11 protein-coding genes are annotated in these 13126 nt (G+C 71.0%); 4 read left to right on the top strand and 7 right to left on the bottom strand.

Translation table 11 applies throughout. From position 1 onward, the window contains the following. Positions 1-12: 12 nt before the first annotated feature. Entirely contained in the window at positions 13-819 is an 807-nt protein-coding gene (locus tag ACQP2O_RS14855) for an ABC transporter substrate-binding protein (RefSeq protein WP_433184413.1), read from the bottom strand. Between the two features lie 56 nt (positions 820-875). Further along, entirely contained in the window at positions 876-1886 is a 1011-nt protein-coding gene (locus tag ACQP2O_RS14850; protein WP_433184410.1) for a DUF5937 family protein, read from the bottom strand. Between the two features lie 55 nt (positions 1887-1941). Here ACQP2O_RS14850 and ACQP2O_RS14845 point away from each other — a divergent pair, with 55 nt between their 5' ends. After that, entirely contained in the window at positions 1942-3186 is a 1245-nt protein-coding gene (locus ACQP2O_RS14845) for an MDR family MFS transporter (RefSeq protein ID WP_433184409.1), read from the top strand. Between the two features lie 58 nt (positions 3187-3244). Here ACQP2O_RS14845 and ACQP2O_RS14840 read toward each other — a convergent pair whose 3' ends face one another. Next, positions 3245-4636, bottom strand: coding sequence for a glycoside hydrolase family 16 protein (locus tag ACQP2O_RS14840; RefSeq protein WP_433184408.1), 1392 nt, complete (start codon positions 4634-4636; stop codon positions 3245-3247). A gap of 231 nt (positions 4637-4867) precedes the next feature. On the opposite strand from ACQP2O_RS14840, the gene ACQP2O_RS14835 reads away from it, so the two are divergent. Together ACQP2O_RS14835 and ACQP2O_RS14830 are read left to right on the top strand one after the other, a co-directional pair. Continuing rightward, complete coding sequence (locus ACQP2O_RS14835) at positions 4868-6103, top strand: MFS transporter (protein ID WP_433184406.1); 1236 nt, start codon at positions 4868-4870, stop codon at positions 6101-6103. A 172-nt stretch (positions 6104-6275) separates the two neighbouring features. Continuing rightward, the gene (locus tag ACQP2O_RS14830; protein WP_433184403.1) at positions 6276-7208 is read left to right on the top strand and encodes a LysR family transcriptional regulator; all 933 of its coding nucleotides are present in this window, start codon (positions 6276-6278) and stop codon (positions 7206-7208) included. On the opposite strand, the gene ACQP2O_RS14825 is transcribed toward ACQP2O_RS14830, so the two are convergent. Next, entirely contained in the window at positions 7205-8215 is a 1011-nt protein-coding gene (locus tag ACQP2O_RS14825) for a phospholipase D-like domain-containing protein (RefSeq protein WP_433184401.1), read from the bottom strand. The two genes, ACQP2O_RS14830 and ACQP2O_RS14825, sit on opposite strands and share 4 nt — an antisense overlap. Positions 8216-8550: 335 nt before the next feature. On the opposite strand from ACQP2O_RS14825, the gene ACQP2O_RS14820 reads away from it, so the two are divergent. Beyond that, the gene (locus ACQP2O_RS14820) at positions 8551-10395 is read left to right on the top strand and encodes an NAD+ synthase (RefSeq protein WP_433184398.1); all 1845 of its coding nucleotides are present in this window, start codon (positions 8551-8553) and stop codon (positions 10393-10395) included. An 84-nt stretch (positions 10396-10479) separates the two neighbouring features. On the opposite strand, the gene ACQP2O_RS14815 is transcribed toward ACQP2O_RS14820, so the two are convergent. From ACQP2O_RS14815 to ACQP2O_RS14805, 3 genes are all read right to left on the bottom strand, one after another. Further along, positions 10480-10932 (bottom strand): hypothetical protein, encoded by a 453-nt coding sequence (locus ACQP2O_RS14815; RefSeq protein ID WP_433184395.1) that lies wholly within the window; start codon positions 10930-10932, stop codon positions 10480-10482. Between the two features lie 278 nt (positions 10933-11210). After that, complete coding sequence (locus ACQP2O_RS14810; protein ID WP_433184392.1) at positions 11211-12083, bottom strand: sugar phosphate isomerase/epimerase family protein; 873 nt, start codon at positions 12081-12083, stop codon at positions 11211-11213. Further along, positions 12080-13096, bottom strand: coding sequence for a Gfo/Idh/MocA family protein (locus ACQP2O_RS14805; RefSeq protein ID WP_433184389.1), 1017 nt, complete (start codon positions 13094-13096; stop codon positions 12080-12082). Before ACQP2O_RS14805 ends, ACQP2O_RS14810 begins: the two co-directional genes overlap by 4 nt. Between the last annotated feature and the right edge of the window lie 30 nt (positions 13097-13126).

Here is a 13126-nt window from a genome sequence, read left to right as displayed (position 1 = left end):
GGTCCGGCCGCGTCAGCCTGCCGCGTCGGGCGGCATCGGGCCCATCCAGCGCTCGTACGTCCGCCGGTAGGTGCCGTCTCGCCGGATCTGCGTGATGACCTGGTCGATCAGTCGTACGAGGGCGGGGTTGTGTCCTTTGCGCACGGCGAAGCCGTACTGCTCGTGGGTGCGCAGCCCGGGGACGAGGACGAAGTCGGCGTTGGCCTCGTCGGTGAGCCAGTAGCGCACGACCGGGTCGTCCTGGACGAGCACGTCGATCTGGCCGGTGCGCAGCGCGTCGAGCTCGGTCGTGGCGTTCTCGTATGCCTTCGGCTGCCATCCCTGGCCGCGTGCGTACGCCTGCCCGGTCGTGCCGGCGACCACGCCCACCCGCAGCCCGCCCGGCCCGAACGCGCCGGGCGTGACGCGCTCGCCGCGGCGGGCCATCAGCACCTGGCCGGAGTCGAAGTACGACCGGGAGAAGTCGACCACCGCCGCCCGCCGCGGGTCGATGGTCATCCCGGCGGCCGCCACGTCACAGGCGGCGACCGCGAACACCTGGCCGGAGGTGATCGCGGTGAACCGGGTGTCGACGATCTTCTGCCGGACGCCCAGCCTCCGGGCGACCAGGTCGATCAGGTCGACGTCGAAGCCGACGATCGCCTTGTCCCGCTGGAACTGGAACGGGGCGTACGGGAGGTGGGTGCAGGTGGTCAGCGTGCTCCGGGCCACCAGGTGGACGCCTCGCAGGGTCTGGCCGGCCGGCGCGCAGGCGGCCAGCAGGCAGGCCGCCGCCGTCGCGGGCAGGGCGGACGCCCGGGAGAGAGTGATCAGGTGCACGGTGCCTCCGAGAGGGTCGCGACGTTCCATCCGTCCCGCTCACGCAGCAGAGTCAATCAGTCGCGCTCGGTCACGTCCATGTCGATCGCGCCGCCCGCCTCCGCGAGCGCGTCGCCCGAGGCCGTGCGCGCGTACAGCACGCGCCGGCCGACCCGGCGGCCCGCCACCAGGCCGCAGGCGCGCAGGACGCCGAGATGCTGGCTGATCGCCCCGGGCGTCACCGCGAGCCGCCGGGCGAGCTCCGTCGTCGACGCCGGGCCCGCGAGCGCGAGGAGCAGTCCCGCCCGGCGCCGGCCGATCAACGCGGCGAGGGCGTCCGGTGGTGCCGCCGGCGCCGTCTCCCACAGTGTCGCGACGCCGTTCACCGGATAACTCATCATCGGCCGGTACGGCGGGGTCATCACCGAGACGGAAGGCCAGACGAACACGCTCGGCACCAGGATCAGCCCGTGCCCGGCCAGCGCACCCCGGTATTGCCACGTGCGCTGGACGGCGAGCCGGTCGCCGTGCCAGCGGACCCCCTCGTGGAGCCCGGCGAAGAGCCCCTCGGCCCCTCGCTCGGTCAGGGCGCGGGACCGCCGGAGCACGTCGGTCTCCAGCAGCGACTGGATGCTCGGCCAATACGCCTCGAGCGCCGCCTCCCAGTAGGCGGCGAGCAGGTCCGTGACGTGCGCGAGCGTGCGCTCGGGCTCCTCGATCATCGCCTGGCGCCGCTCGTCGAGCGGGGCGGTGCCCTTGCTGCGCAGCCCGACGTGCCGGATCTCCTCGACGACCAGGTGGGCGGGCGTGGCTCGGACCAGGGCGAGCTCCGTGGCGAAGTCGGGCAGCGGGGACTCCGGCGGCGGCGTGAGGAAGTCGGGGATGTACCCCTCTGCGGGGACGAGCGCGTGCAGCGGCGTCAGGTCGAGCCGGCGCAGCCGGGGCCGTACCGCGCGCACCCACGGCATGTGCAGCGCGCGCCGCGAGGGGTCGGCCAGCACGCGGAGGCTGTGCGCGAGCTCCCAGAGCGGAGAGAACGCGAACCGGACGCGCGCGACGTCGTCCGGAGTGAAGAGAAACTCGATCATTTAGGCACCGCTAAAAGATTTTCACGCGAGCCCACCGGTTGTCGACCATTCCCCTATGACGTCCGTCGAGGAGATCCCCGCTCCCCCGCCCACCCGCCTCCCCGCCTTCCTGTACACGCGTGTGGGCGGCCTGCCGCGCGCCTTCTGGGTGCTGTGGACCGGCAGCTTCGTGAACCGGCTCGGCACGATGGTCGAGCCGTTCCTCGCCTTCTACCTCACGGGGGTGCGCGGCCTGTCGGTCGCCGCGACCGGGCTCGTGCTGGCGCTGTTCGGCCTCGGCTCGATCGTGTCGCAGGTCGTCGGCGGGGTGCTCGCCGACCGGGTCGGGCGGCGCGCCACCCTGACCGGCGGGATGCTGGCGACCGCGGCGGCGATGCTCGCGCTCGGGTACGCCACGACGACGCCGGTGCTGATCGCGCTGGTATTCGTGCTCGGCCTGACCATCGACGCGTACCGTCCCGCCTCGCAGGCGCTGCTGGCCGACCTGATCGGCCCCGCCGAGCGGACCCGCGCGTTCGGGCTGCTGTTCTGGGCGATCAACCTCGGCTTCGCGGTGGCGATGGTGCTCGGCGGGACGCTGGCGCGCGCGGGGTTCACCTGGCTGTTCTGGGTGGACGCGGCCACCTCCGTGGTGTGCGGCGTCCTGGTCTGGCGGGCGGTGCCCGAGACCCGGGGCCGGCGCGCGGAACGCGAACCCGGCGGCTTCGCGGACGTGCTGCGGGACCGGGTCGCGGTCGGCTCGGTGCTGGTCGCCCTGTGCTACGCGTTCGTCTACCTGCAGGCCTATTCGACGCTGCCGCTCGCGATGCGGCACGCGGGCCTGCCCCCGTCGGCGTACGGCTACGCGATGGCCGTCAACGGCATCGGGATCGTCATCGTCCAGCCGCTGATCGGCGCCTGGCTCGGCCGCCGCGACCACAGCCGGGTCCTGGCCGGGGGCGTGGCCGTGGTGGGCGCCGGGTTCGGGCTGACCGCGTTCGCCTCGTCGGCGTGGGCGTTCGCGGCGGCGGTCCTGGTGTGGACGCTGGGCGAGGTGCTGTTCGCGTCGGTGTCCAACGCGATCATCGCGGACCTCGCGCCGCCGCACCTACGCGGCCGGTACAGCGGGCTGTACGGCACGGCGTTCTCGGTCGCGTCGTTGCTCGGCCCGCCGGCGGGCGGCTGGCTGCTCGGCGTGGCCTCCTGGTCGCCGTGGCTCGTCTGCGCGCTCCTGTGCGGGACGGCCGCCACCGGCGCCCTCGCGCTCGGCCCGGCCGTACGACGCCGGCGGCAGGCTCTCCCGATCAGTGACTCGGTATGAGCGCGGGCGCGGAGCGGGCGGGGCGGGATCCGAGTCTCGCGCCCCGCGCCCGCACGTCTCAGTGGCCGAAGTCGAACCAGTTGACGTTGACGAAGTCGGCGGGCTGGCCGCTGGTGAAGGTCAGGTACACGTCGTGCACGCCGGTGACCCCGGCGATGTTGGCGGGGACCGTGCGCCAGCTCTGCCAGCCGCCGGTGTTCGCGATGGCGAAGCTTCCGATCGGCGCGTTCGATCGGCTGTCGAGGCGCACCTCGACCAGACCGCTCACCCCGTCGGCGGCGCCGCTCGCGACCCGCGCGTAGAACTGCGTGGCGGCGGTGGAGCCGAAGTCGACGCCCTTGTACAGCGCCCAGTCGCCGTTGGCGATGGAACCGATGTCCTGCCCGGCGCCGCTGTCGGTCGTCGTCTCGGTGCTCAGGCCGGACTGCTGGTCGTACGACTCGGCCTGGATGGGGGCGTAGGCGTCGTGGCTCCCCGACGGGGGCGGGGTGGTGCCTCCGCCGCCGGTCTGCCAGGCCGCGACGTAGTCGACCAGCATGGGGTGGCCGGGGACGGTGCCGGAGTCCGGGCCGCCGCCGTACGCCGCCGGGAAGCCGCCGCCCATCGCGACGTTGAGGATGATGAAGTATCCGTGGTTCGTCGCGTTGGCCCAGGTGGTGGCGTCGACCTGGTCGGCGCGGACGGTGTGGAAGTTCACGCCGTCGAGGTAGAAGCGCATCTCCTCGGGGCTCGTGCTCCGGTCCCACTCGAGGGCGTAGGTGTGGAAGGCGGCCTGGCAGGTCGTCGGTGAGCAGGCCCGCTGGCCGCCGATCCCGGTGGTCTCATTACACGGGCCGCCGGGGCTGGTGCCGCAATGCATCGTGGCCCACTCATTGTTGATGCCTTGAACGTTCTCCATGATGTCGAGCTCGCCGATGCCCGGCCAGTTCCACCAGTTCCCGCGGTAGGGGGCGCCCAGCATCCAGAACGCGGGCCAGTAGCCGTGCGCCGCCGCGCCGGTGACGTCCGGCATCTGGATCCGCGCCTCGACCCGGAGCTTCCCGCCGGCGGGCGGCTGGAGGTCCGTGCGACGGGTCTCGATGCGGCCGGAGGTCCAGTTGCCGGCGCCGTCGCGCTGCGGCGTGATCCGCAGGTTCCCCGAGCCGTCCAGGGAGACGTTGGACGTCGAAGAGGTCATCGTCTCCACCTCCCCAGTGCCGAAATTCGCGGGGCCGCCGGGATAGCTCGTCCCGGTGGTGTACTGCCAGTTCGCGGTGTCGACGCCCGAGCCGGCGGGGCCGTTGAAATCGTCGGTGAAAACCGTCGTCCAGCCGGGCGGGGCGCCGGGCGCGGACGCGTGCGCCGGGCGGGAGACGGCCGTCGCCGCGGCGCCCGCGACGGCCAGGGCGGACAGGAGGGCGAGGAGGGCACGGGGCACGCGCCGGTCGTGCCTGACGGGGGACGCACTCATCGGGACCTCTCTTCGAGAGCGGGGCGGGGCCATGAGCGCGCAGTCAGGAGGCTGCGGCCTCACTGTCCCCCTTTCGACAAATGAGGTCAAGGCATGAACACATGCTGGTTCAGCCCGAATTGTCGCGTTCAACTAATAAACGCGCCTGATCCTCGGAGAGGGGTTGACCACACCAGTCCGGAATGTCTAACTTCAGGTGGTTAATCCCCTCCGAGGCGGCATACGAGCTGAATGGTGCAGGCTCTGAGCTCCTGTGTCCTGGCGCGCGGACTGTCCGTTCTCCGGGAGCGGGACTTCCGCTGGTTCTTCCTCGGCCAGTGCACCTCGATGCTCGGCGACGGGATGGTCGCGCCGGCGCTCGCCTTCGCCGTCCTCGGCCTCACCGGGCGCGCCTTCGACCTCGGCGTCGTCCTCGCCGCCGGGTCGGCGTCCCAGGTCCTGTTCACACTGGCCGGCGGGGTCATCGCCGACCGGCTGCCCCGGCACGCGCTGATCCTCGGCACCGACCTCGTCCGCGCCGTCGTCCAGGGCGTCTCGGCGACCCTTCTGATCACCGGATCCGCCCGGATCTGGCACCTGCTGGTCTTCCAGACGGTGCACGGGATCGCCGCCGCGCTGTCCGGGCCGGCCGTGCCCGGGATCGTGCAGGCGACGACCAGGCCGGAGCAGCGGCAGTCCGCCAACGCCCTGCGCGTCCTGGCCCTCTCGACGTCACTGCTCACCGGGCCCGCGGTCGCCGGCGCCCTCGTCGTCGGCGTCGGCCCCGGATGGGCGATCGCCGCCGACTCCGCGACCTTCGCCGTCAGCGCCGCCTGCCTGTCCCGGCTCCGCCTGCGGCGGGCCGGTCACGAACGGGCGCGACGGTTCACCCGCGACCTGGCCGACGGCTGGCGGGAGTTCCGGTCCCGGCGCTGGGTGTGGAGCGTCATCGTCGCCGCCTCCCTCGTCAACCTGCTCTACGGCGCGTTCTCCGTGCTCGGCCCGACGATGAGCGCCCGGTCGTTCGGCGGGGCGGGGGCGTGGGCGCTGATCTCGGCGATGTTCGGCGCCGGCTGCCTCGGCGGCGGCGTGATCGCCCTGTGCGTACGGCCGCGGTTCCCGCTGCGCTCCGGCGTGGCGATGATGGCGATGTTCGCCTTCCCCACCCTCGCCCTCGCCGCCGGTCTCACGGTGATCGGCATCGCCGTGGCGGCGTTCTGCGGCGGCGTGGTCCTCATGGTCTTCAACACGCTGTGGGAGACCGCCCTGCAGCAGCACATCCCGGCGACCGCGCTGTCGCGCGTCAGCGCCTACGAATGGGCGGGCGCGATCGCCTGCCAGCCGCTGGGCCTCGCGCTGGTGGCGCCCGTGGCCGGCCAGGTCGGCCTGCACACCACCCTCTGGACGGCGGGGACGCTCCAGATCCTCGTCGTCCTCACCCCGCTGCTCTTCTCCGAGGTGCGGACGCTGGGGTCCCGGCCCGGCTGACCGCACTCGGAACGCGGATCATCGCGTGCCCGCCCGCATCCGGCGCTTCACCCCCGCCGCGCCAGGGACCTGCCAGAACGCGGTATCGGGACGAACCGTTGACCGATAGATTCACGGTGCACGCCATGATCGAGAGATTGTTCACCTACAGGTTCACGATCCGGGGGGACGGATGGAGCTTCGGGATATCGAGATCTTCTTGACCCTCGCCGAGGAACTGCACTTCGGCCGGACCGCCGAGCGGCTCCACATCACCCCGTCCCGCGTCAGCCAGGCGATCAAGAAACAAGAGCGCGGCATCGGCGCACCCCTGTTCGACCGCACCTCCCGCGTGGTCCGTCTCACCCCGCTCGGCGAGCAGCTGCGCGATGAACTGGGCTCGGGATACCGGCAGATCCTGAAAGGCATCGAGGCCGCGAAGGACGCCGTCCACGGCACGTCGGGAAGCCTCACCCTGGGCACCATGGGCCCGATGACCCTGATGATCAGCGGCCTTCTCGCCCTGTTCCGGACCCGCCACCCGGCGGCACGGCTACAGCATCGCGAGATCCAGCCGCCCTCCCCGCTGGACCTGCTCCGCTCCGGCGAGGTCGACGCGGCGGTGCTGTGGCTGCCGGTCCGCGAGCCCGACCTGACCGTCGGCCCGGTTGTACACACCTCGCGGGTGCTGCTGATGGTCGACGCCGACCATCCCTACGCCGGGCGCGATTCCGTCGGCCTGGAGGACCTCGGCGACTGCGCCCTGGTCGGGGGCCGGTCGATCCCCGCGTACATGGAAGAGACCCTCGCGCCTTACCGCACCCCCTCGGGCCGTCCGATCCGGCACGACCCCAAGGTCGCCACCTGGCAGGAGGCGCTCACCGCCGTCTCCTCCGGTCAGGCGGCCGCCGGGGTCGCCGCCGAGGCCGCTCACTTCTACCCCTGGCCCAGCCTGGCCTTCGTGCCCATTCACGACGCCTCACCGTGCCAGTGGGCCCTCGTCTGGCGCACCGACGACGAGAGCCCGCTCATCCGCGCCCTGGCCCAGGCCGCCGCCGACCTCGGGGCCGCCAGCGAATCCGACGCCCCGAACACCGCCGGACACCTCCAGGAACGTCCCGTTTAGTCGCGGAGGAGTGGCACAGCGCCGCCGAACCGGGTCCCGCCGGCGAAGTCGGAGCGGAATGCCGTCTCGATACCGCGCAGTACACCGGAGGCGTTGACGATCAGCCCCAGTTCGCGGTTGTGGTTGAGCGAGTTGTCGGAGAAGTTCTCCGAGCCCTCGAAGACCTTCGCGGTCGCGGTGCCGTAGTCCACGACAATGGCCTTCGCGTGAATGTACCGGCCGGTCTTCCCGTTGTAGGTCACCACCTTCCCGCCGGCGTCGACGACGCTCCGGAACCAGCCCCGGTAGTTGCTCCGGTTCATCCCGACCACGCGGACGGCCACACCGCGTTTCGCGTCCGCCACGATCGCGTCGACGAGGGCGGTGTCGTCGAACTCCCATTCCTCGACGTCGAGCGAGTGCCGTGCGCCCTTGATGAGGGGGAGCAGCCGCTTCTGGGCGTCGGTCGGGGACCAGACCAGGTGGTGGCCGTCGGACGGGGTGACGGAGGTCTTGGCGTAGTCGGCGTTGAAGACCCGCTCGATGGCCGAGACGTCGGCGGTGTCCGTGTCGAAGACCGCGTAGTCGCGATAGTGGGCGTAGTCCTTGGAGTTGAGGTTGCCGGTCATGATGAGGGACCTGGCACGGTCAACGGTGATCGTCTTCTGGTGGGTGTAGACGAAGGCCGAGGACGAGTAGGTCACACCGACACCGCCCGCCTTGAGCGCCTTGTAGGCGGACGCGTTGACCGAGGTGCGCCGGCGGTCGAGGATGACTCGGACCTTGATGCCCGCCTTCCGGCGTTTGACGAGATCTGTCACCACAGCGTTGTCGTGCAATTCGTACATCGTCATGTCGATCGAGCGGGCGGCCGATTTGATGAAGCCGTAGACGGCGGAGTGGCTCTGGTTCGGAAACACCAGCAGGCGGAAGGTGCCCGAGGCGTTGGCGGTGCCGGAGGCGGTCGCGGTGACGACCGTCGTGGCACAGGCCGCGAGCGCGACGCGCCGAATGAGGGCACGAGGCATGAGGGGGCTCCCGGGGGATTCGGGTCCGACGGAACGGTGCGGTTCTGGGGACCGCGGTCCGAGCGGACCGGCGAAGGTAGATCGAGAGAATCCCTAGCAGGAACAAGAGCCCACCTAACGGGCATTTGCATCAAATCTGATGTTTCGCTAAATCTCCGTTAACGAAATAGGTTAGAACGGCCTAAATTTCGCGAAGTGCTCGGGTCGCGGTCGCCCCGGGCCTTCGATAGGCCGCGCTCGCCATGCGGCGGCCGGACCGGTCGGTCGGTCGGTCGGCCCATCGACGGGGGATCCGTGGAAACGCGGTGGGGCATGCCCGGCTTAGTCTCGGAGACGTGGCACGCCTTCGTATCGCACTCGCCCAGGTCAACGCGACCGTCGGCGACCTCACGGGCAACGCCGACCGCACCGTCGAGTGGGCCCGGCGCGCCGCCGACCGCGGCGCGCACCTCGTCGTCTTCCCTGAGATGTTCCTCACCGGCTACCCGGTGGAGGACCTCGCGCTGCGCAAGTCGTTCGTGGACGCGTCGATCGCCGCCCTGGAGGCGACCGCCCGGCGGCTCGCCGACGAGGGGCTCGGCGGGCTGCCGGTCGTGCTCGGCCACCTCGACCGGCGCGCCGACGTCGTCGATCGCGTCGGCCAGCCCGCCGGCGCGCCGCTCGACGCGGCGGCAGTGCTCCACCGGGGCCGGGTCGTCGTCCGTAGCGCGAAGCACCACCTGCCCAATTACGGCGTCTTCGACGAATACCGCTACTTCGTCCGCGGCGACCGGCTGCCGGTGTTCCGGCTGCACGGCGTCGACGTCGCCGTGGCGATCTGCGAGGACCTCTGGCAGGAGGGCGGCCCGGTCACCGTGACCCGCGAGGCCGGCGCGCAGCTGCTGGTCGTCCCGAACGCCTCGCCGTACGAGCGCGACAAGGACGACGTCCGGCTGGCGCTGTGCGCGCGCCGGGCCCGCGAGGCCGGCTGCGCCCTCGCGTACGTCAACCTGGTCGGCGGGCAGGACGAGCTCGTCTTCGACGGCGACTCCGTCATCGTCACCGGCGAGGGCGAGCTGATCGCCCGCGGTCCGCAGTTCGAGGAGGACCTGCTCGTCGCCGACCTCGAGCTGCCGCCCGCGCCGGCGGAGTTCACGCCGGGCGAGACGCCCGCCGACGGCCACGACGGGACGACCATCACGATCGAGCGCGTGCTGCTGTCCGCCGAACCCGTCGAGCCGTACTCCCCCGAAGAGCCGCCCTGCGCCGAACCCCTCGGTGACCTCGGCGAGGTGTACGGCGCGCTGGTGCTCGGCGTGCGCGACTACGTCCGCAAGAACGGCTTCCGCTCGGTGATCCTCGGGCTGTCCGGCGGCATCGACTCGGCGCTGGTCGCCACGATCGCCGCCGACGCGATCGGCCCCGGGAACGTCCACGCCGTCCTCATGCCGAGCCGCTACTCCAGCGACCACTCGATCACCGACGCCGAGGACCTCGTCAAGCGGCAGGCCCTCCACGAGCGCACCGTGCCGATCCGCGGCATCGTCGACGCCTACGAGGCGGAGCTGGAGCTGCACGGGCTCGCCGCCGAGAACCTCCAGGCGCGCGTCCGCGGCAACATCCTCATGGGTCTGTCCAACGAGCACGGCCACCTGGTGCTCACCACCGGCAACAAGAGCGAGCTGGCCACCGGCTACTCCACGCTGTACGGCGACTCCGCCGGCGGATACGGGCCGATCAAGGACGTCCCGAAGACCACGGTGTTCGCGCTGTCCCGCTGGCGCAACGAGCGGACCGACGGCGGGCACCCCTTCGCGCGCCCCTCCGAGGCCCCGCCGATCCCGCGGAACATCATCGACAAGCCGCCGTCCGCCGAACTGCGTCCCGGCCAGCTCGACACCGACTCCCTCCCGCCGTACGACGTCCTCGACGCGCTCCTGGACGACTACGTCGAGAGGGACCTGGGTCGCGACGAGCTGATCGCGGCGGGCCACGATCCAGGGCTGGTCGAGCGGGTGATCCGGCTGGTCGACGCGGCGGAGTACAAGCGCCGCCAGTACCCGCCCGGCCCGAAGATCACCCCGAAGAACTTCGGCCGCGACCGCCGGCTCCCCATCACCAGCAAGTGGCGCGAGGTCGTCGCCCCGCACACCACCGACCCCGCCCGCGTGGCGAAGGAGCGGACCGCGAAAGATGCCTGACCGACCTGCGGCGGCGAGCCTGCCACCGAGGATTCCCGGTGGCGGGCCCGCCGCTCGACGATCACAGTACGGACCGCCGGCGTCCTACGAGCACTTGTGGGGGGCGCTGTAGGTGTAACTGCCGTGCTGGGGCTTCCAGACCCCCTGCAGGTACCAGCCCTTCGTGCACGGGGCCTTGCTGTTCGAGTAGGCCACGGTGGGGTACAACCCGCCCAGCGTCACCCAACCGGTCTTCCAGTACGTCTTTCCGGTGTTCGTCTTCGGATTCCAGCGCCGGATGCCGATGTGGCCCTTGATCATGGAGCCGGTTTTGAGGGCCCTGGCCTTGAAGGCCCGCCCCTCCTGCGCTCCGCAGACCTGAGGCTTCTTGCCCTGGCAGTAGCGCCACTTGGTCGCGGCCTCGACCGGCGCGGCAGAACGGGCCGTCGAAGCGGTCTGCGTCCTCGTCACGGTGTCCGCACCGGCCGCCGGCGCGGCGAGCCCCGCGATCGAGGCGATGGCTCCGGCCACGAGGGCCACGCGAATCGATGACTGCACTATGTCGTCCTTTCTCTGGGTACTCCGGCCAGGCGCCCAGGGTGGTACCGAGCGCACTTCAACCGGCCCTTCGTCACGATCCAGGGAATGGAATTAATACGATTCCCAAGGATCGTTCGAGGCAGACCCTAATCCAGAACCGCAATCATCGGTCGATCCGCATGTCAATGGTGAAAATACAAGGGACTGTGACCCCAATTCCCAACTCTCGAAATAGTGCTGGAGACCCATTGGGAGAGTCGCGAACCCCGGTGGTCACGGATGCCTGAGCGGCGGGCTCAGGAGGGTGCCACCAGCTCCTTGGAGACGCGTTCCAGCATGAAGGCGGAGGACTCGCGGGCGCGTTCCTCCCAGGCGAACACGCAGACCGTGGCGACACCGTCGAACTCCAGCTCGCGGAGCGTACCGAAGAAGACGTCCCAGTCCACCTCGCCCTGGCCGATGTCCAGATGCTGGTGGACGCGAGCCGGTGTGCCGGGCGGGTTGAGGATGTAGCGCAGGCCGGAGGAGCCCTTGTGGTCGAAGGAGTCGGCGATGTGCACGTGGGCGAGCTTTTCCCCGGCGTAGCGCATCATCGAGGCGATGTCGGCTCCCGGGTCCTCGCCGGACAGGTGGAAGGTGTGCGGCGCGCAGTACAGGTAGTTCACCCACGGCTTGTTGATGGCCCTGACCAGGTTCACGGCCTGGTCGTTGACCTCGCAGAAGTCGTCGGGATGCGCTTCGAGGTTGAGCGCGATGCCCTCCCGTTCGAGGATCGGCAGCAGCTCGTCGAGGGACCGCCAGAACGCGGCCTCGCTCTCGGCGGCGCGCTCGGGACGGCCGCCCAACTCGGAGTTCATCAGCGTGCACTCCAGCTCGACGGCGACCTCGATCATGCGCTTCCAGTAGCGCACGGCGGCCTGCCGCTCGGTCTCGTCGGTGCTGGACCACTTGTACAGCGGGAGGATGGAGGCCAGTTCCACACCGGTCTCGCGCAGGGCGGTCCGGAGCTCGGCGACCTTCGCGTCGTCGGCCCTGGGGTGCAGGAAGAACGGCATGAAGTCGGGCCGGGGCGACAGCTCGATGTGGGAGTAGCCGAGGTCGGCGGCCGTACGCACCACCTCGGTGAGCGGCAGGGCCCGGAACATGTACGGGTCGAGGGCGATCTTCACTGCGGTGCTCCCGTGTAGAAGGCGGGGCGGGCTTCCATGTCGACGGCGACGATCTCCTGTGTCTTCAGCGCCTCCACGGTGGCGTCGGCGACCGCGGTCGCCGCGTATCCGTCCCAGGCGGTGGGACCGGTGGCGGTGCCGGCCGCCGCGGCGTCGACCCAGGCCTGGATCTCGGTGTCGAAGGCGTCGCCGAACCGATCGCGCCAGTCCGAGACGATCGCGGTGCTCTCGCGCCCGTCGTGGCGTACGGCGGGCCGGGCGGGGTCGGGCAGCCGGGCGGCCCCGGTCTCGCCGACGATCTCGCAGCGGATGTCGTAGCCGTACTGGCAGTTGACGAAGACCTCCACGTCGATGCGGACGCCACCGGAGGTCGCGAACAGCATGATCTGCGGGTCCTGGAGGTGCTCGAACCGCCGTCCGGTCGGACGGGGCGTGAGCACCTGCGCCGAGACGATCTCCTCCCCCAGCAGCCAGCGCAGAACGTCGACCTCGTGGACGGCGGTGTCCAGCATGGCCATCTCGGACGTGTAGGAGACCGGCACCGTGGGATTGCGGTGGGCGCAGTGCACCATCAGCGGTGTGCCGATCCCGTCGGCGTCGACGAGTTCCTTGAGCCGCCGGTAGGCGGCGTCGTAGCGGCGCATGAAGCCGACCTGGACGAGCCGCCCGCCGTGCGCGATCTCGGCCTCCAGGATGCGCAGGCAGTCGGCCGCGGCGGTGGCGAGGGGCTTCTCGCAGAAGACCGGCTTGCCGGCCGCGATGGCGGCCAGCACGTACTCGGCGTGGGTCGGCCCCCATGAGGTCACCAGCACGGCGTCCACGTCAGGACCGGCGATCAGCTCGGCGCCGGAGGCGTACGCCCGGGCGCCGGTCTCGGCGGCGAGCCGCTCGGCCCGGTCGGCGGTGAGATCGGTGATCGCGACCACCTCGGCGCCGGTGACGACGGTCGTCAGCCGGCGGGTGTGTTCCTGGCCGATCATTCCGGCCCCGATCACTCCGACGCGCAAGGTCATCGCGTCCTCCTCTTCGGTCATTCGGTCTGG

Origin of the sequence: Actinoallomurus sp. CA-150999 (assembly GCF_050942425.1) — a bacterium.
GTDB lineage: Bacteria > Actinomycetota > Actinomycetes > Streptosporangiales > Streptosporangiaceae > Actinoallomurus.
The sequence above is the reverse complement of the archived record's forward strand: the minus strand, read 5'-3'. Positions and strand labels throughout refer to the sequence as shown.

Coding starts and splice junctions, on each gene's coding strand:
- ACQP2O_RS14850 (WP_433184410.1), bottom strand. CDS start 1,886: ATGATCGAGTTTCTCTTCACTCCGGACGACGTCGCGCGCGTCCGGTTC.
- ACQP2O_RS14845 (WP_433184409.1), top strand. CDS start 1,942: ATGACGTCCGTCGAGGAGATCCCCGCTCCCCCGCCCACCCGCCTCCCC.
- ACQP2O_RS14840 (WP_433184408.1), bottom strand. CDS start 4,636: ATGAGTGCGTCCCCCGTCAGGCACGACCGGCGCGTGCCCCGTGCCCTC.
- ACQP2O_RS14835 (WP_433184406.1), top strand. CDS start 4,868: ATGGTGCAGGCTCTGAGCTCCTGTGTCCTGGCGCGCGGACTGTCCGTT.
- ACQP2O_RS14830 (WP_433184403.1), top strand. CDS start 6,276: ATGGAGCTTCGGGATATCGAGATCTTCTTGACCCTCGCCGAGGAACTG.
- ACQP2O_RS14825 (WP_433184401.1), bottom strand. CDS start 8,215: ATGCCTCGTGCCCTCATTCGGCGCGTCGCGCTCGCGGCCTGTGCCACG.
- ACQP2O_RS14805 (WP_433184389.1), bottom strand. CDS start 13,096: ATGACCTTGCGCGTCGGAGTGATCGGGGCCGGAATGATCGGCCAGGAA.